Here is a 16,889-nt window from a genome sequence, read left to right as displayed (position 1 = left end):
TCTCATATTCCCGTCAGTTGGTTGCCGGCTCGGCGGATTCGACCGGATTGATGCGGTCGCCATCGCGCACATAGGCACCGGCCTTCGCCACCGCCTGTTCACCCGGTTCGATGCCGGAGAGTATCTCGATGAATTGTCCGTCCTGGATGCCCGTTTCGACAGGTACCAGGCGCACGACGCCGTCTTCTACCTTGCGGACGATGGACTTGCCGTCTTCCGATGTAACGGCCGTTTGCGGCAAAACCACCGTCTCCTTCTGCTCCGCCACGATCACGGCGCTGGCATACATGCCCGCGCGCGCCTTGGATGCGTCGGTCAGGCTGATACGCACCGTGCCGAGGCGCGTCTGCGGGTCGACCGTAGGGGCGATCAGGCGGATCTTCCCCTCGATCGTGGTGGTGCTGCCGGCAAGCTTGACTGTTGCGGTCTGCCCCACGGCAAGCTTGATCACATCGGACTCGGCGACATCGGCCCACATCTCGATTTCGCCGTCGCGAATGATCGCGAACAGCGGCTCGCCGCTGCCGCTGGCGATCGCACCGACCTTGGCGTTCTTTCGCGAGACGACGCCGCTGACCGGCGCCTTCACGGCGGTCCGTGCAAGACGCAGGTCGACGTCGTCTATCTGGGCCTGCACTACCTTGATATCTGCCGTTGCGACGCTCACCGACTGCTCCGCCGAGCGGACGCGTGCGCGGCCCGCTGCGGCAAGCGCTTTCAAGCGGTCGGCCTCGGCAGTCGAGACGGTACCGTGTTCCGACAGCTGCACAGCACGGTTCGCGACACGCGTCGCCTCTTCCGAATTGGCCGTCACTTCGGCAAGCTGGGCGTGCAACTGGGCGAGCGATGCCTCGGCCTTGGCGAGGTTGGCTTCGAGCTGACTTCTTTGCAGAAGCAGGGCGTCCTGGTTGAGGGTGGCCAGCGTGCTGCCTTTTTCCACCCGGTCACCGACGTCGACATTGAGCGACCGTATGGCGAGGCCATCCACCAGGGGAGAGACATAGATCTCCTCCACCGCCTCGATGGAACCGGTGGCGATGACGCGGTCGGTGATCGCACGCTTCGTCGCTTCGGTCACGACGATGGAGGGCGGCGCCTGTTTTTGCGGCGGCTTGGCGGCCTCTTCGGCCGAAGCGCTCACAAGCGCGGACAGGAGCATCGCTGCACAAGCGCCGATAAGAGGCAGGAGTTTCTGAGCCATAGGCCTGTTTTCCCGAAGCTGAAGCACACGTGCCCGATCACGCCCGCGCAGGGCGAATATCCGGCCGCAATCACGCTATTTCACCTACAGCGCCGCGCGTCTCTTTTCGGACGCGCAAGGACCGCTGCAGCATTTTGAATCGCTGCCCGGGCAGCGGTTTCAAGCCACAGGCACCGGATGGGAAGAAAATTCCCTGATGGGCAATCCTAAAGAAATAAAGATTCCTCCATTCGCTTGCCCTCCAGTCAAACGTTCCGGCCTATGTAGTCGCCGGAGCAAATGCTTACAAGAGCAGCGAAGCAATGGTGCCTCACTATTTCTACTGTCATGCGTCTTCGGATGCAATACGGGTGCAACCTGAAGGTAGTCTTAACAACCACAGCGTGGTGAGCGATTTTCGCCGTTCGACAGCGGACCCGCCACGCTAAGCCATTGGAATCGAGCCTTTGCGCGCGGGCGGGCGCTGATCGGTGCGCTTCTCCGGGAGTAACGCTGCGACCTTTGACCACGGGGTGCGAGTTCGCGGCAAGCGGCACGCCTCCGCATAGGGAGCGCGCGGCGAGTGCCACGCGCTCCTGATCGTCATGCGGCGCCTTATTTCAGCGCCGCGTCCGTGATCTCGTGGGTCCAGGCGCCTTCCGGCTCCTTGGAAATGACCGGGTCGGAGCCGCCGGCCAGCAGCGACTGGACGGTGCGCTGGTAATCCGCCTCGTCGAGCGCGCCGTCGGATCCTGCAGTCAGCTTGGCGACTTCGCCCATCATGCGCTTCTGGTGCTTTTCCGTCTGCGCGCCGGTGGAGTCGTTCTCGAGCACGATATCGGCCGCCTCGTCCGGATTCTCCTCGGCATATTTCCAGCCCTTCATCGAGGCGCGGACGAACTTCACCATCTTGTCCTTGAAGGCCTCGTCCTTGAGCTTGTCCTCGAGCACGTAGAGGCCGTCTTCGAGCGTGGCGACGCCCTGGTCCTCGTATTTGAAGGTGACCAGATCCTCCGGCTTGATGCCGGCATCGATGACCTGCCAGTACTCGTTGTAGGTCATGGTGGAGATGCAGGCGGCCTGCTTCTGAATCAGCGGATCGACGTTGAACCCCTGCTTCAGCACGGTCACGCCGTCCGGCCCGCCATCCGTCGGGATCTTCAGATGCGACATCCAGGAGAGGAACGGATATTCGTTGCCGAAGAACCAAACGCCGAGGGTCTTGCCCTTGAAGTCTTCGGGACCCTTCACTCCGGATTCCTTCAGACAGGTGAGCATCATCCCCGATGTCTTGAAGGGCTGGGCGATATTGACGAGCGGCACGCCCTTTTCGCGCGTGGCGAGGGCGGATGGCATCCAGTCGACGATGACGTCGGCGCCGCCGCCGGCGATCACCTGCGCCGGAGCGATATCCGGTCCGCCGGGCTTGATTTCGACGTCGAGGCCCTCTTCCTCGTAAAAGCCCTTGTCCTTCGCCACGTAGTAGCCGGCGAACTGCGCCTGGGTCACCCACTTCAGCTGCAGCGTGACCTTTTCGGCGGCATTGGCGTGGAAAGCGGCAAGCGAAAAGACGCTCGCTGCCAGCAGAATTCCAAGTTTCTTGTTCATTTCAGTTCCCTCTTATCGTTGCCTTGTCGTTCTAACACTTTGAAACTACGCATTTCGGCCGGGAAGGCCATTACGCATTTTCCCGGAAGTGCCCTGGAGCATTTCAATGTTTCATGGAAACACTGAAATGCTCCAACCCTTTGGTCCAACGCACTTCCGGACGGAAAACCGTTACACACTTTTCCTGGAAGTGCTCTAGGCTCGCCCACTGCGGATGGACGGATGCCAGAACGTGACCGCGCGCTCGATGAGCGCGACCACCCCGTAGAAGACGGAGCCAGCCACCGCCGCTACGGCGATTTCGGCCCAGACCATGTCGACGTTCATGCGGCCCACTTCCGTGGAGATCCGGAAACCCATGCCGACAATGGGCGTTCCGAAGAATTCGGCCACGATCGCACCGATCAGCGCCAGCGTGGAGTTAATCTTGAGAGCGTTGAAAATAAAAGGCCAGGCGGCCGGCAAGCGGAGCTTGACGAGTGTCTGCCACCAGGATGCGGCATAGGTGCGCATCAGATCGCGCTCCATGTGGCTGGCGGCTGCAAGGCCAGAAACCGTGTTCACCAGCATCGGGAAGAAGGTCATGATGACGACGACCGCCACTTTCGACTGCCAGTCGAAGCCGAACCACATGACCATGATCGGGGCGACACCGATGACGGGGAGGGCGGAGACGAAATTGCCGAGCGGCAGCAGCCCTTTCTGCAGGAATGGCGAACGGTCGATGAGGATTGCGACGACGAAGCCGAGGCCGCAGCCGAGCGCGTAACCGGTCAGCACGGACTTCAGGAAGGTCTGCCGGAAATCGGCCGCGAGTGTCGGCAGCGAGTTGATCAGCCGCTGCCAGATCATCGATGGCGCCGGCAACAGCACCGATGGGACGGCGAAGCCGCGGACGATGCCTTCCCAGAGGACGAGTATGGTGATGCCGAAGAGGAGAGGCACGGCAAGTCGTGCCGCGTTGTTTGCGGCGTCGCTTGCGAACTGACGCCGGACCAGCCATTCGTTGAAGGCCCAGGCAGCGAGCCAGAAGAGGATGGCGCCGGCGAGAGCGGCAATACTCATGGTTTTGCCCCCATGCGCTTCAGGACGGTCGTATGCGCCAGGCCGACGATCATGACGAGGACCGCGGCGAGTGCCGCAGCCATGAACAGCGCCGCCCAGATCTGCACGGTCTGTCCGTAATAGGACCCGGCGAGCAGGCGTGCGCCGAGCCCGGCAACTGCGCCGGTCGGCAGCTCGCCGACGATGGCGCCGACGAGCGAGATCGCGACGGCAACCTTCAGCGAGGTGAAGAGATAGGGCATGGACGAGGGCCAGCGCAGCTTCCAGAAGGTCTGGGCGGGCGAGGCGTTATAGGTGTGCATCAGGTCGAGCTGGATCGTTTCGGGGCTGCGCAGTCCCTTGACCATGCCCACGACCACCGGGAAGAACGAAAGATAGGTGGAAATCAGCGCCTTCGGAAGCAGGCCGGAAATCCCGATGGCGTTGAGCACGACGATGATCATCGGCGCGATCGCCAGGATCGGGATGGTCTGACTGGCGATCACCCAGGGCATGAGCGATCGGTCCATTGCGCGGTTGTGGACGATGCCGACAGCCAGCAGCACGCCGAGCACCGTGCCGATGCCGAAGCCGAGCAAAGTGGCCGAAAGCGTGATCCAGGCATGATAGACGAGGCTGCGCTTCGAGGTGATGGCCTTATTGGCAGTCGTATCCCAGATTTCGGCGACCACCTGATGCGGAGCGGGCAGCACCGGGCGTTCCTGGGCCATGGTATTGCGGAGGATTTCGGATAAGCCGATCTCGGTGCCGGCACGCGCGGCGGTATCTCTTTCAAAAGGTGCGTTCAGGAAAACCGCTGCGACGTACCAGCCGGCGATCAACAGGAAAACGACCGTGGAGACGGGAAGCAGTTTGTCCTTAAGGAAGCTCTCCTCGCGCATGGTCACGCTCTCCCGCCAGTCGTCGGACGCAGGTCGCGCAGCATGTTCCACATCGCCGCTTCGGCTTTGGTCATTTCCGTGCGCAGCTTCTTCGCGGGTTGTCTGGTCTTCGGGTCGATGTTCGAATGTGCCGAAAACCCCTCCCGGTTCGCTTCGCTCACCACCCACCCCACAAGGGGGAAGGACGACCCTGCCGCACCGGTTGCGGCACACGCCGCTAAGCCTCTCCCCCTTGTGGGGAGGGGTTGGGGAGGGGTCATCTCCGCCCGGCGGCTACTCGTCATAGCTGTGCCCCGCTCTCAAGCCCTCGCGCACGCGATGCGCGATCTCGAGGAATTCCGGCGTTTCCCGAATGCCGAGCGGCCGTTCCCTCGGCAGCGTCGATTCGATCACGTCCGTGACGCGGCCCGGGCGGGGGCTCATGACGATGATCTTGGTCGAGAGGTAGACCGCCTCCGGAATGGAGTGGGTGACGAAACAGATGGTCTTGTTGGTGCGCGCCCAGAGTTTGAGGAGTTGTTCGTTCAAATGGTCGCGGACGATCTCGTCGAGCGCCCCGAAGGGCTCGTCCATCAGCAGGAGATCGGCATCGAAGGCCAGCGCCCGGGCAATCGACGCGCGCTGCTGCATGCCGCCGGAAAGCTGCCAGGGATATTTCTTTCCGAAGCCCGAGAGGTTGACGAGTTCCAGCGTCCGCTCGATCCGCGCCTTCCGGTCCTCGCTGGAGTAGCCCATGATCTCCAGCGGCAGCGCGATGTTCTTTTCGATCGTGCGCCAGGGATAAAGGGCGGCCGCTTGGAAGACATAGCCATAGGCGCGCTGCCGGCGGGCCTCCTCCGGCGTCATGCCGTTGACGGAAATGGTACCGGCCGTCGCCTTTTCGAGATCGGCGATGACGCGCAGAAACGTCGTCTTGCCGCAGCCGGATGGGCCGATGAAGGAGACGAAGTCGCCCTTGACCACGTCGAGATTCACGCCGGTGAGTGCATTGACCGGACCGTCGCTGGTCTCGAACGTCAAACCGAGGTTCCGGGCCGAGACCACGGAGGCGGGATTGGATGTCATGGACGGATTCTCATTATCGACTGCCTGTGTCAGACTGCTATCCGGACCCGCAACATGCAATGGCGGATTTGCCGGCGAGGTCGCCTGCTGCTGGTTTTTCAGCGTATTCTGGAGGACGGTCATGTCTCGATCACCCAATCCTGGCTGTCGCGTGGTTCGCCCGGGCGATGCCTTTGCCGGCAAGCAGGGGCTCGATTATTTCGAGGGTATCGCCGCGGAAACGGTCGGCTCCACCGGCATCTGCATGCATCTCGTGACCATGCCGCCCGGTGCGCGCGCCAAGGCGCATCTTCACGAGACCCACGAAACGGCGATCTACGTGCTCTCCGGCGAAGCGCATACCTGGTTCGGCGAGCGGCTCGAAGAACACGTGATCACCAGGGCCGGAGATATGCTCTACATTCCCGCCGGCGTGCCGCACCTGCCGGCGAACCTCTCGCACGCCCCTTGCACGGCGGTGATCGCCCGGACGGATCCGAAAGGAAACGAGAGCGTCGTGCTGCTGCCCGAGCTCGACGGGCTCGTGCCCGCCTAGATCAATTCCGGGAAAAGTCATCAGCGCGATCGCCGTTTCTCGCATGCGATAAGGTTGCGGCATCTCTCAGACGCCGCTTGCGGGAATGCCGCTGCGCTGCACCGCCCGTGGCGCCGTCACTTCCTTCCAGGTGGAAAGCGCGGTGCTGACCGCCGGGAAGGGATCACGCCGGACGAATTCGCCGTGGCCCTCCCGGGTCTTCACGGTTCCGTCCTCGATCGAAACCACGCCGCGCGTCAGCGTGAAACGCGGAAGACCGGTGACCGTCTTGCCCTCGAAGACGTTGTAATCGATCGCCGATTGCTGCGTCTTCGCCGAAATCGTCTTGGAGCGCTTGGGGTCCCAGACGACGAGGTCCGCATCGGCGCCGACGAGGATCGCTCCCTTCCTGGGATAGATATTCAGTATCTTTGCGATGTTGGTGGAGGTTACCGCCACGAATTCGTTCATGGTGATGCGGCCGGTCGCAACACCATAGGTCCAGAGCATCGGCATGCGGTCTTCCAGTCCGCCGGTGCCGTTCGGGATTCTGGTGAAATCGCCGACGCCGAAGCGCTTCTGCTCGGTCGTGAAGGCGCAATGGTCGGTCGCGACCACCTGGAGCGAACCGGAGGCAAGCCCCGCCCAGAGGCTGTCCTGGTGAAGCTTGTTGCGGAAAGGCGGCGACATCACCCGGCGGGCGGCGTGGTCCCAGTCCTTGTCGAAATATTCGGTCTCATCGAGCGTCAGGTGCTGGATCAAGGGCTCGCCGAAGACACGCATGCCCTTGGCGCGGGCGCGCCGGATCGCTTCATGCGCCTGTTCGCACGAAGTATGAACGATGTAGACGGGACAGCCGGCCATGTCGGCGATCATGATCGCGCGGTTGGTGGCCTCTCCCTCGACCTCCGCCGGCCGCGAATAGGCATGTGCCTCCGGGCCGCTGTTGCCTTCCGCCAGCAGCTTCGCCTGCAGTTGCGCCACCACGTCGCCGTTTTCGGCGTGGACCAGCGGCAGCGCGCCGAGCGCCGCACAGCGCTGGAAGGAGGAAAACATCTCGTCGTCGTCCACCATCAGCGCGCCCTTGTAGGCCATGAAGTGCTTGAAGGTGTTGATGCCCTTTTCCTTTACGATCGTCTCCATCTCGTCGAAGACCTGCTCGCCCCACCAGGTGATCGCCATGTGGAAGGAATAATCGCAGTTGGCGCGCGTCGACTTGTTGTCCCACATGGTGAGCGCCTCAAGCAGCGACTGGCCGGGCGAGGGGAGCGCGAAATCGACGACCATCGTGGTGCCGCCGGCGAGTGCCGCGCGGGTCCCGCTTTCGAAATCGTCGGAGGAATAGGTGCCCATGAAAGGCATTTCGAGATGCGTATGCGGGTCGATGCCGCCCGGCATCACGTAGCAGCCGGTGGCGTCGAGCGTTTCGGCGCCGGAGAGATTCGGTCCGATTTCGACGATCTTGCCGCCTTCCACCTTTAAATCGGCCTTGTAAGTCAGGTCGGCCGTGACGATGGTTCCACCCTTGATGACAGTGCTCATTGGTTCGTTTCCCTGGAAGGTGCCTTCGGCGGCTCAGGCCACCACGAAAAAGGGCGGAACCACCGTCCCGCCCGCAAAACTCATTCCACGATCTCCGCCGTCTCGAGCACGGCGTGGAACAGGACGTCCGCGCCGGCCGCGGCCCATTCCCTGGAGATGTCCTCCGCCTCGTTATGGCTGAGCCCGCCGACGCAGGGGCACATGATCATCGTGGTCGGCGCGACCTTTGCGGCCCAGCAGGCATCGTGTCCGGCGCCGGAAACGAGATTCATGTGACTGTAGCCGAGCTTCTCGGCGGCCCCGCGTACCGTCTCGACCAGTTTGGGGTCGAAGGTGACGGGATCGAAATGCCCGACCGCCTCGATGGAACAGCCGACGCCGAGCCGCTCGCAGATTTTTGGCGCTTCGGCTTCGATCCGGGCGCGCATGCCGTCCAGTTTGGCCTGATCGGGCGAGCGGATGTCGACGGTGAACACCACTTGGCCGGGCAGGACGTTGCGCGAATTGGGCGAAAAGAACATCTGGCCGACGCCGCCGACGGCGCCCGGCTGGTTCTCCATGGCGACGGTCTGGACCATTTCGAGGATCCGCGCCATTGCGAGGCCCGCATTGACGCGCATGTCCATCGGCGTCGAGCCGGTGTGTGCTTCCCTGCCGGTCAGCGTGAACTCCAGCCACCAAAGACCCTGACAGTGCGTGACGACGCCGATCTGCCTGTCCTCGGCCTCGAGGATAGGTCCCTGCTCGATGTGGTATTCGAAATAGGCGTGCATCTTGCGCGCGCCGACCTCTTCATCGCCAAGCCAGCCGATGCGCTTCAGTTCATCGCCGAAGCTCTTTCCTTCGGGATCCTTGCGGGCATAGGCGTATTCGAGGGTATGGACCCCGGCAAAGACGCCGGATGCGAGCATGGCAGGCGCAAAGCGCGCGCCTTCCTCATTGGTCCAGTTGGTCACGACGATCGGGTGCTTCGTCTTGATGCCGAGGTCATTCATCGTGCGTACGGCCTCGAGGCCGCTCAGGACGCCGAGGACCCCGTCGAACTTGCCGCCGGTCGGCTGTGTGTCGAGATGCGAGCCGATGTGGACGGGCAGCGCATCCGGATCCGTACCGGGTCGGGTGAGGAACATGGTGCCCATCTTGTCGACACCCATGGAGAGCCCCGCCTCTTCGCACCAGGACTGGAAACGCCGGCGACCTTCGCCGTCCGCATCCGTCAACGTCTGGCGGTTGTTGCCGCCGGCAACGCCGGGGCCGATCTTCGCCATTTCCATCAACGAATCCCATAGACGGTCGGCATTGACGCGCCTATTCTCGCCAGGTGCTGCCATGGCGTTCTCCTCTATTGTCGGCCAGTCCCTCCCCGGGATAGCCCTCATGTTCCCGTCGGCCGAATCGGGGCCTTGTTGTGATGCCCTTCGATCAGGCGTTGCCTTTGTCGGCAATCTGACTGATAATTTGACCGGTTGGTAAACATTACAACTTCCGTGGCGGCACTCAAGCCGGAAAAAGAAAAAAACAGGAGTTACTGCTCAAGAAATCGGCGCGTCCGAATATTGGGCAAATTGTGCCGACGTCTTTCGCTGGGGACTTGGACAGGGGACGAGATGGTACTTCCGAGAGCGGCTAGAACCCAGAGGCGCACGCGCATTCAGGAGGAGAAGGAGGAGCAGATCCTCGAGGCGGCGCTGGAGGTGTTTTCCGCAAACGGCTTTCGCGGGTCGACGATCGATCAGATCGCTGACGTGGCGGGCATGTCGAAGCCGAACCTGCTCTATTATTTCCGCACCAAAGAGGCGATGCATCGCGCGCTGATAGACCGCGTTCTCGACACCTGGCTCGATCCTCTGCGCGCGTTCGATGCCGAGGGCAACCCGGTCGCCGAGATCCGCAGCTATATCCGGCGCAAGCTCGAAATGGCGCGCGACTTCCCGCGCGAAAGCCGGCTGTTCGCCAACGAGGTCCTGCAGGGCGCCCCGCGTATCGTGGACGAGCTCAAGGGTCCGCTGAAGCAATTGGTGGACGAGAAGGCCGAGGTTATCCGCAGCTGGGCCAAGGCCGGCAAGATCGCAAAATGCGACCCTTATCACCTCATCTTCGCCATCTGGTCGACGACGCAGCATTATGCCGACTTCGACGTTCAGGTGCGCGCCGTGCTCGGCCAGGAGAATGCCGGCGAAGGGCGCTTCGAGGACGCCGCGCGCTTTCTCGAGCGGCTATTCGTCGACGGGCTGCAGGTGCGGGAGTAGCCTATCCGGCTGTGGGCAGGGATCGGGAGAGCTGCGCGGCGTCACCGATGATCCAGGTTTCAAGCGTTGCCTTGCGGCCCCGCAGGCTGATTTCGAGCCGTCTGTGGCCCTCGAAGCTCAAACCCGCGCGCTCGACCAGTTCGGCCGAAACGGCAAGCTCGACGTCGTGCTCCTTCGCGAGGCCTTCCAGTCGGCTCGCGGTGTTGATCGTGTCGCCGACGACCGTGAGCGAGGTTGCCTGGCCGTAGCCCATTTCGCCGATGATTGCCGGCCCCGCGTGAAGGCCGATGGCGAGCCTCAGCGGCTGCTCGAGCTCCCCTTCGAAAGTCTGGTTGAGCGCCCGGATTCCTTGCGACAAGCGGGCGGCGGCCGAGAGGGCCTGGCGGCAGGCCTCCGGCAGAGGGGCCTTCAGTCCGAAGATCGCGAGCGCCCCGTCGCCGATGAACTTGTCGACGACGCCACCGGAACTTTCGACGGCTTCGCCGACGACCTCGAAGTAGCGGTTGAGCAGAAAGACCGTGTCGTAGGGCAGCCGGTGTTCGGCGATGCGGGTGAAATCACGCAGGTCGCAGAAGAGCACTGCGACGCGGCGCTCGCGTCCGCCGGCGTTCTGGCGGGCAAGCTGCGTCTTGATCCCGAGGCTGTCGGTGTCGAGGATGGGCACGACGCTCACATTGTGCACGGGGCGGAACTGGCAGGCGAGGCGTACGTTCTCGGGAGCGCCGATGCGGGTCAGCGTCGCGAGTTCTGCGGCTTCCGGCGTCGGTTGGCCTTCGAGCCCCTGCGTTATCCGCACGCGACAGGTCGAGCAGCGGCCGCGTCCGCCGCAGACGGACACATGCGGGATTCCAGCCGCCCGACTCGCCTCCAGAACGCTGAAGCCGAGGCTGACGGCAGCGACCCGGCCGTCCGGATAACGAATGCGAATACGGCCGCGCGCCGGCAGGGCGCGCAGAACGAGGGTGCCGCCGATCAGGCTTGCGAAGGCGCCATAGAATGCCAGCCTGATCCTATCGAGGAGGGCAGGGTCGACGCGAGGTGCCTCGCTGGCATAGGCCCTGTCGCCATAACCGCCATGTTCGGCGTAGTCGCGCTCCAGCGATCGGGCGCCGTTGACGAAGCCGAGCAGTGCGAAGATCGGCACCAGCAGGGCGACGGTATAGAGCAGCGTTTCGTACTTCGGAAACCAGGCGCGGCCGCGCATCCAGAACCAGGCACCAAGGCAGGCGTGACCCCAGACGACGATGAGTGCAAGCGACTGGCGAGAGGTGTTGAACGAGCTTGACCAGAGAGTGCGCAGGATTGCGGGGTAGTCGGGGTAAACACCTGAAAGAAGCGGCTCCACGCGGGCGGCGACAACGTGAGGAATGAGCAGAAAGGGCAGGCTCAGGCCGAAGATGATCTTCAGGGCTTCGCCGACAGGCATCCGGAAGGTTTGCCGCCGGTAGAGACTGTCGAGCGCCATCAGGAAATGCAGCAACAACGCGCCGTAGAGGAGGGCCGTTCCGGGGATGCTCTGCCAAACCGAGGTGAAGAGCCGCCGGCCCGTTTCCATGGCTCCGATCGACACCAGGCCGAGCGCATGGTTCGAGAAATGGAGGAGCACAAAGACGCCGAGCACAGCCCCCGAAATCAGGTGCATCTTCTTGCGCGTGCTGGCGGATAGGATCGTCAAACAATCTTGCCTGGGTCTGGCGGCCTCGAAACAGGCTCGCGTCAATGTCCTCCTTATTAACCAGATCACCGATGCCGGCAACTTACGTTTTCTAAACGAATTGTTTCGCTTTTCGGGTCTTGCGCGGAGTGCGCATCTCCCATGCCGTCCTACTCCATGATGCGCGGCAATCCTGCGGCGAGTTTGTCGATCACCACCCGCAGTTTCGGCAGCATGTGCTGCGTTCGCGGCCAGACCGCATGCGCCTTGAAGATCAGCCCGGGGCGGTCGGTGAGGACGCGGACAAGCTCGCCTTTCTGCACGCGCTCGCGCACCAGCCAGCAAGGCAGCCAGGCAAGGCCGTGCCCGGCGGAAGCCGCATCGGCGATCGCGGCGAGATCATCGAGCCTCAGCCGCGTTTGCGGCAGCACGATTTCGGCCGCTTTGCCGTCGGATGGAAAGGACCAGGATAGCGGCTCGCCTCCACGGGCGTAGACGATGCCTTCATGTGCTGCGAGTTCGGCCACCGTTCTCGGCGTGCCGTGCATTTCAAGATAGGCAGGGGAGGCGCAGACGGTCATCCGCTGTTCCGCCACCGTGCGCATCATCAGGCCGGAGCCGTTGCCGAGCGGGCTGTTGCGGATGGCGAGATCGAAGCCTTCGTCGAGAAGGTCCACGACCCGGTCGTTGAAGGAGAGATCGAGTTCCAGACGGGGATGCGCCCGCAACAGGTCGCGAAGCAGCGGCGCCACGCATTGGCGGCCGAAGAGGACCGGCATCGAGATGCGCAGGCGGCCGCGAATTTCCCGCTTCCCGGATTCGAGGAGGTCTTCGGCCGTTCTGATTTCGCCCAGCGCTTTTTGGCAGCTCTCGTAGAAGAGCTGCCCTTCTTCGGTAAGACTCTGCGTCCGTGTGGTGCGATGGAAGAGGCGCACGCCGAGCCGTCGTTCGAGCCGGGATACCGTCTTGCCCACGGCCGAGCGCGAAAGGTTGAGTCGCGCGCCGGCGGCGGAAAAGCCGCCGGCATCGGCAACTTCCACGAAAACTGAAATGCCGTTGAAGCGCTCCACGAATTGCGTCCTCCTGGGAACCAATGATGGGAAATCATATCGCAACCGAAGACGAATGTTCAACAGTATGCTCGCTTCACCGCAACGGATGAAAAGGAACGAGCATGTCCAAATGGATGCAGGAATGGAGCACGCAGACGGTGGGCCCCCACAATCTCAAGCGTGCCGAACGGCCGGTGCCGGAGGTCGGCGAGCACGATATACTCGTGCGAACGCTTGCCGTATCGCTCAACTATCGCGACAAGCTGGTACTGGAGACCGGCATGGGGCTCGATCTCGCTTTCCCCTTCGTGCCGGCCTCGGATATGAGCGGAGTGGTCGAGGCCGTCGGCAAGAGCGTGACACGCTTCCAGCCGGGCGATCGCGTGATCTCCACCTTCGCCCCCGGTTGGCTTGACGGCTTACGACCCGGCACCGGCAGGACGCCTGCCTATCAGACGCTCGGAGGGGCGCATCCGGGCGTCCTGTCCGAATATGTGGTTTTCCCTGAAGGCTGGTTCGTCGCAGCGCCGAAGAGCCTCGACGCGGCGGAGGCGAGTACCTTGCCCTGTGCGGGCCTGACCGCCTGGTTCGCTCTTGTCGAGAAGGGGCATCTGCGGGCGGGCGACCGTGTCGTCGTGCAGGGCACCGGCGGCGTTGCGCTGTTCGGGCTGCAAATCGCCAAGGCGACCGGAGCCGAGGTCATCGTGACCTCGAGCAGCCGCGAAAAGCTCGATCGGGCTTTTGCGCTCGGTGCCGATCACGGCATAAATCGCCTGGAGGAGGACTGGGTGGAGCGCGTCTATGCGCTGACCGGGGACCATGGGGCCGACCACATTCTGGAGATCGCCGGCGGCGCCGGGCTCGGCCAGTCCCTGAAGGCAGTCGCGCCGGACGGGCGCATCTCGGTGATCGGCGTGCTCGAGGGCTTCGAGGTCTCAGGTCCCGTCGGGCCGCTTCTCCTGAAGTCTCCCGTCGTGCAGGGTATCAGCGTCGGTCACCGCAGAGCACTCGAAGATCTGGTCGGGGCCGTCGATCGCCTTGGACTGAAGCCCGTCATCGACAGCCGTTACAAGTTCACCGAGGTCCCCGAGGCCCTCGCGCATCTCGACCGCGGCCCCTTCGGCAAGGTGGTGATAGAGTTTTGACGCGATAGAATACCGGAGGGCCGCCGGCGATGCCGGCGGCCCTCCGGTCCGACTTGTATGTCTTCACTCGGCGGCCTGGCGGGCCATCGGGTTATTCGGATGGGTCGTCCAGTTGGCGTAGTTCGGGTCGACCGGTTTCCCGGTGCGCCGGTCGAGCGTGCCGGCCGCGAGCGGCTCCATGGTGATGCAGTTCTCCACCGGGCAGACATTGACGCAGAGGTTGCAGCCGACGCATTCCTCCTCGATCACCTCGAAATGACGCACGCCATTGACGAATTGGGTGATCGCCTGATGCGAAGTGTCCTCGCAGGCGATATGACAGCGGCCGCATTTGATGCAGGCGTCCTGATCGATCTTCGCCTTGGCGATATAGTTGAGGTTGAGATATTGCCAGTCGGTGACGTTCGGGACGGCACGGCCGCTGATGTCGTCGAGCGACCGATGGCCCTTGGCGTCCATCCAGTCGGAGAGGCCCGTAATCATCTCCTGGACGATCTTGAAGCCATAGGTCATCGCCGCCGTGCAGACCTGCACGTTGCCGGCCCCGAGCACCATGAATTCCGCCGCATCCCGCCAGGTGGTCACGCCGCCGATGCCGGAAATCGGCAGGCCGTGGGTCTCGGGATCACGGGCGATCTCGGCCACCATGTTGAGCGCGATCGGCTTCACCGCCGGGCCGCAATACCCGCCATGGCTGCCGCGGCCGTCGATCGAGGGCTCCGGCGAGAAAGTGTCGAGATTGACCCCGGTAATCGAGTTGATCGTGTTGATCAGCGATACCGCGTCGGTGCCGCCGGCCTTGGCAGCGCGGGCGGGCTTGCGGATGTCCGTGATGTTCGGCGTCAGCTTGGTGATGACCGGCATGCGCGTATATTGCTTGCACCAGCGCACCACCATCTCGATATATTCCGGCACCTGGCCGACCGCCGAGCCCATGCCGCGCTCGGACATGCCGTGCGGACAGCCGAAATTGAGCTCGATGCCGTCGGCGCCTGTCTCCTCGACCAGCGGCAGGATCGCCTTCCAGGCGTTCTCCTCGCAAGGCACCATGATCGAGGCGATCAGGGCGCGGTCCGGCCAGTTCATCTTCACCTGCTTCATTTCGCGCAGGTTCACATAGAGATCGCGGTCGGTAATGAGTTCGATATTGTTGAAACCCAGCAGCCGCCGGTCGGCGCCCCAGATCGCGCCGTAGCGCGGGCCGTTGACATTGACAACGGGCGGTCCTTCCTCACCCAGGGTCTTCCAGACGACGCCGCCCCAGCCTGCCTTGAAGGCGCGCTCGACGTTGTAGGCCTTGTCCGTCGGCGGCGCCGAGGCGAGCCAGAACGGGTTCGGGGATTTGATGCCGACAAAATTGTTGCGAAGATCAGCCATTGTTCTCGTCCTCTCGATCCTGTTCTGCTTTTCAAGCAACGGCGCTCGCCAGCGGCTGAGCCGCGGCGAAAGCCCGGTCGATCGATCCGGCGGCATCGCGTCCCATCGCGACGGCGGAAACGGTGAGGTCCTCGCCCCCGAGCACGCAGTCACCGCCGGCCCAGACCTTGTCGAGCGAGGTGCGCCCTTCCGCATCGACGACGATGCGTCCGCTTTCCATGCGTAGCGCACCGAGGCCGGAGGCCTCGAAGGTCTGGCCGATGGCCTTGAAGATCTGGTCGGCGGCAATGATTCCGGTCTCGCCGGTCGTCGTCAGCCTACCGTTCTCTAGCGTGGTGTAGTCGAGTTCGATGCCGGCGACCTTGCCGTCCTTGACGGCGATGCGCTTCGGCTGCAGCCAGTGGCGGATGGTGACGCCCTTGGAAGCCGCGAGATCCTGTTCGAATTCCGAGGCGTTCATGTGCTCCTTGCCGCGGCGATAGCAGATCGTCACTTCCTCGGCGCCGAGCAGCTTCGCCTGGACCGCCGCGTCGATCGCAGTCATGCCGCCGCCGAGAACCACGACGCGCCGGCCGACCGGAATGTCGGCCTTTGTCTTCGACTGGCGAAGTGCGGCAATGAAGTCGACGGCATCCTCGACGCCTTGGGCATTCTCGCCTTCGATCCGCAGTGCATTGACACCGGCAAGACCGAGGCCGAGAAAGACGGCATCGAATTCTTCCGCCAGATCGGCAAGGGAGAAGTCGCGGCCGAGCGCCTTGCCGTGGCTGACCTCGATGCCGCCGACCGAAAGCACGTATTCGACCTCTTTCTGGGCGAAGTCGTCGACCGCCTTATAGGCGGCGATGCCGTATTCGTTGAGGCCGCCGGATTTTTCGCGCGCGTCGTAGATCACCACGTCGTGGCCTTTTACGGCCAGCCGATGCGCGCAGGCGAGCCCCGCCGGCCCGGCGCCGACGACGGCGACCCTGCGGCCGGAACGAGCGGCGCGTGTATAGAATTGCTTGTTCTCCCGCATTGCGATGTCGGTCGCGTAGCGCTGCAGGCGGCCGATTTCGACCGGCCGCTCCTCGGCCGTGTTGCGGACACAGGCCTCTTCGCAGAGCGTTTCGGTGGGACAGACGCGGGCGCACATGCCACCAAGTATGTTCTGGTCGAAGATCGTTTTCGCCGAGCCGATCGGATTGCCCGTCGCGATCTGGCGAATGAAGAGCGGGATGTCGATGGAGGTGGGACAGGCAGTCATGCAGGGCGCGTCATGACAGAAATAACAGCGGTCCGCGGCGACCAGCGCCTCGTGCCTGTCGAGTGGCGCATGAAGGTCGGAGAAATTGGCTTCGTACTCGGCAAGCGGCAGCCGCCCGCCGAGAATCCCAGATTGCGTCGTTCCCATTTTTGGCTCCCAATGTTTTCTCAGGATGACGGAACGGTAACACGCTTTATTTTTTTATCAAACGGTAAAATTTCCTTCCAAACCGCTGCAAAAGCCTGGAAAAGCGGACCTTGCCGGTGCCAAGGCGCGCCGCATATCGCCCCCCGTTTGACAGCGCATGGAAA

At 63.2% G+C, this 16,889-nt stretch carries 15 protein-coding genes; 3 read left to right on the top strand and 12 right to left on the bottom strand.

Annotated features, from left to right (window positions below):
- Positions 1-13: 13 nt before the first annotated feature.
- The 6 genes from AC5J09_RS24915 to AC5J09_RS24890 all read right to left on the bottom strand — a co-directional run bounded on the left by AC5J09_RS24915 (position 14) and on the right by AC5J09_RS24890 (position 5,799).
- On the bottom strand, positions 14-1,201 hold the full coding sequence (locus AC5J09_RS24915) for an efflux RND transporter periplasmic adaptor subunit (RefSeq protein WP_494298774.1): 1,188 nt from the start codon (positions 1,199-1,201) through the stop codon (positions 14-16).
- Between the two features lie 594 nt (positions 1,202-1,795).
- A complete protein-coding gene (locus tag AC5J09_RS24910) occupies positions 1,796-2,788 on the bottom strand; it encodes an ABC transporter substrate-binding protein (RefSeq protein ID WP_127710205.1) in 993 nt (330 codons plus the stop codon).
- Between the two features lie 195 nt (positions 2,789-2,983).
- On the bottom strand, positions 2,984-3,853 hold the full coding sequence (locus AC5J09_RS24905) for an ABC transporter permease (RefSeq protein ID WP_324762173.1): 870 nt from the start codon (positions 3,851-3,853) through the stop codon (positions 2,984-2,986).
- The gene (locus AC5J09_RS24900; RefSeq protein WP_494298773.1) at positions 3,850-4,734 is read right to left on the bottom strand and encodes an ABC transporter permease; all 885 of its coding nucleotides are present in this window, start codon (positions 4,732-4,734) and stop codon (positions 3,850-3,852) included. The genes AC5J09_RS24905 and AC5J09_RS24900 overlap by 4 nt, the downstream gene beginning before the upstream one ends.
- A gap of 2 nt (positions 4,735-4,736) precedes the next feature.
- Positions 4,737-4,895: a hypothetical protein gene (locus AC5J09_RS24895; protein WP_494298772.1), complete on the bottom strand. Its 159-nt coding sequence runs from the start codon at positions 4,893-4,895 to the stop codon at positions 4,737-4,739.
- 112 nt (positions 4,896-5,007) lie between these two features.
- Positions 5,008-5,799, bottom strand: coding sequence for an ABC transporter ATP-binding protein (locus AC5J09_RS24890; RefSeq protein WP_026168675.1), 792 nt, complete (start codon positions 5,797-5,799; stop codon positions 5,008-5,010).
- 121 nt (positions 5,800-5,920) lie between these two features.
- Between AC5J09_RS24890 and AC5J09_RS24885 the strand changes: the two genes are divergently transcribed.
- The gene (locus tag AC5J09_RS24885) at positions 5,921-6,334 is read left to right on the top strand and encodes a cupin domain-containing protein (protein ID WP_100671894.1); all 414 of its coding nucleotides are present in this window, start codon (positions 5,921-5,923) and stop codon (positions 6,332-6,334) included.
- 66 nt (positions 6,335-6,400) lie between these two features.
- On the opposite strand, the gene hydA is transcribed toward AC5J09_RS24885, so the two are convergent.
- Together hydA and AC5J09_RS24875 are read right to left on the bottom strand one after the other, a co-directional pair.
- A complete protein-coding gene (gene hydA / locus AC5J09_RS24880) occupies positions 6,401-7,855 on the bottom strand; it encodes a dihydropyrimidinase (RefSeq protein ID WP_324762170.1) in 1,455 nt (484 codons plus the stop codon).
- 80 nt (positions 7,856-7,935) lie between these two features.
- Positions 7,936-9,186 (bottom strand): Zn-dependent hydrolase, encoded by a 1,251-nt coding sequence (locus tag AC5J09_RS24875; protein WP_494298771.1) that lies wholly within the window; start codon positions 9,184-9,186, stop codon positions 7,936-7,938.
- Positions 9,187-9,462: 276 nt separating this feature from the next.
- Between AC5J09_RS24875 and rutR the strand changes: the two genes are divergently transcribed.
- Positions 9,463-10,104, top strand: a complete 642-nt coding sequence (rutR, locus tag AC5J09_RS24870) for an HTH-type transcriptional regulator RutR (RefSeq protein ID WP_003525590.1) — start codon at positions 9,463-9,465, stop codon at positions 10,102-10,104.
- Between the two features lies 1 nt (position 10,105).
- On the opposite strand, the gene cyaC is transcribed toward rutR, so the two are convergent.
- Together cyaC and AC5J09_RS24860 are read right to left on the bottom strand one after the other, a co-directional pair.
- The gene (cyaC, locus tag AC5J09_RS24865; RefSeq protein WP_494298770.1) at positions 10,106-11,779 is read right to left on the bottom strand and encodes an adenylate cyclase CyaC; all 1,674 of its coding nucleotides are present in this window, start codon (positions 11,777-11,779) and stop codon (positions 10,106-10,108) included.
- Positions 11,780-11,928: 149 nt separating this feature from the next.
- Complete coding sequence (locus AC5J09_RS24860; protein ID WP_494298769.1) at positions 11,929-12,828, bottom strand: LysR family transcriptional regulator; 900 nt, start codon at positions 12,826-12,828, stop codon at positions 11,929-11,931.
- Between the two features lie 104 nt (positions 12,829-12,932).
- Here AC5J09_RS24860 and AC5J09_RS24855 point away from each other — a divergent pair, with 104 nt between their 5' ends.
- A complete protein-coding gene (locus tag AC5J09_RS24855) occupies positions 12,933-13,955 on the top strand; it encodes a zinc-dependent alcohol dehydrogenase family protein (RefSeq protein WP_324762168.1) in 1,023 nt (340 codons plus the stop codon).
- A 63-nt stretch (positions 13,956-14,018) separates the two neighbouring features.
- Here AC5J09_RS24855 and preA read toward each other — a convergent pair whose 3' ends face one another.
- Together preA and AC5J09_RS24845 are read right to left on the bottom strand one after the other, a co-directional pair.
- A complete protein-coding gene (gene preA, locus AC5J09_RS24850) occupies positions 14,019-15,332 on the bottom strand; it encodes an NAD-dependent dihydropyrimidine dehydrogenase subunit PreA (protein ID WP_026168674.1) in 1,314 nt (437 codons plus the stop codon).
- Positions 15,333-15,363: 31 nt separating this feature from the next.
- A complete protein-coding gene (locus AC5J09_RS24845) occupies positions 15,364-16,725 on the bottom strand; it encodes an NAD(P)-dependent oxidoreductase (RefSeq protein WP_494298768.1) in 1,362 nt (453 codons plus the stop codon).
- Between the last annotated feature and the right edge of the window lie 164 nt (positions 16,726-16,889).

The organism is Sinorhizobium sp. (assembly GCF_059070375.1).
This window is presented reverse-complemented; position numbering and strand designations above follow the sequence as displayed.

Coding starts and splice junctions, on each gene's coding strand:
- AC5J09_RS24915 (WP_494298774.1), bottom strand. CDS start 1,201: ATGGCTCAGAAACTCCTGCCTCTTATCGGCGCTTGTGCAGCGATGCTC.
- AC5J09_RS24910 (WP_127710205.1), bottom strand. CDS start 2,788: ATGAACAAGAAACTTGGAATTCTGCTGGCAGCGAGCGTCTTTTCGCTT.
- AC5J09_RS24905 (WP_324762173.1), bottom strand. CDS start 3,853: ATGAGTATTGCCGCTCTCGCCGGCGCCATCCTCTTCTGGCTCGCTGCC.
- AC5J09_RS24900 (WP_494298773.1), bottom strand. CDS start 4,734: ATGCGCGAGGAGAGCTTCCTTAAGGACAAACTGCTTCCCGTCTCCACG.
- AC5J09_RS24890 (WP_026168675.1), bottom strand. CDS start 5,799: ATGACATCCAATCCCGCCTCCGTGGTCTCGGCCCGGAACCTCGGTTTG.
- AC5J09_RS24885 (WP_100671894.1), top strand. CDS start 5,921: ATGTCTCGATCACCCAATCCTGGCTGTCGCGTGGTTCGCCCGGGCGAT.
- hydA (WP_324762170.1), bottom strand. CDS start 7,855: ATGAGCACTGTCATCAAGGGTGGAACCATCGTCACGGCCGACCTGACT.
- AC5J09_RS24875 (WP_494298771.1), bottom strand. CDS start 9,186: ATGGCAGCACCTGGCGAGAATAGGCGCGTCAATGCCGACCGTCTATGG.
- rutR (WP_003525590.1), top strand. CDS start 9,463: ATGGTACTTCCGAGAGCGGCTAGAACCCAGAGGCGCACGCGCATTCAG.
- AC5J09_RS24855 (WP_324762168.1), top strand. CDS start 12,933: ATGTCCAAATGGATGCAGGAATGGAGCACGCAGACGGTGGGCCCCCAC.
- preA (WP_026168674.1), bottom strand. CDS start 15,332: ATGGCTGATCTTCGCAACAATTTTGTCGGCATCAAATCCCCGAACCCG.
- AC5J09_RS24845 (WP_494298768.1), bottom strand. CDS start 16,725: ATGGGAACGACGCAATCTGGGATTCTCGGCGGGCGGCTGCCGCTTGCC.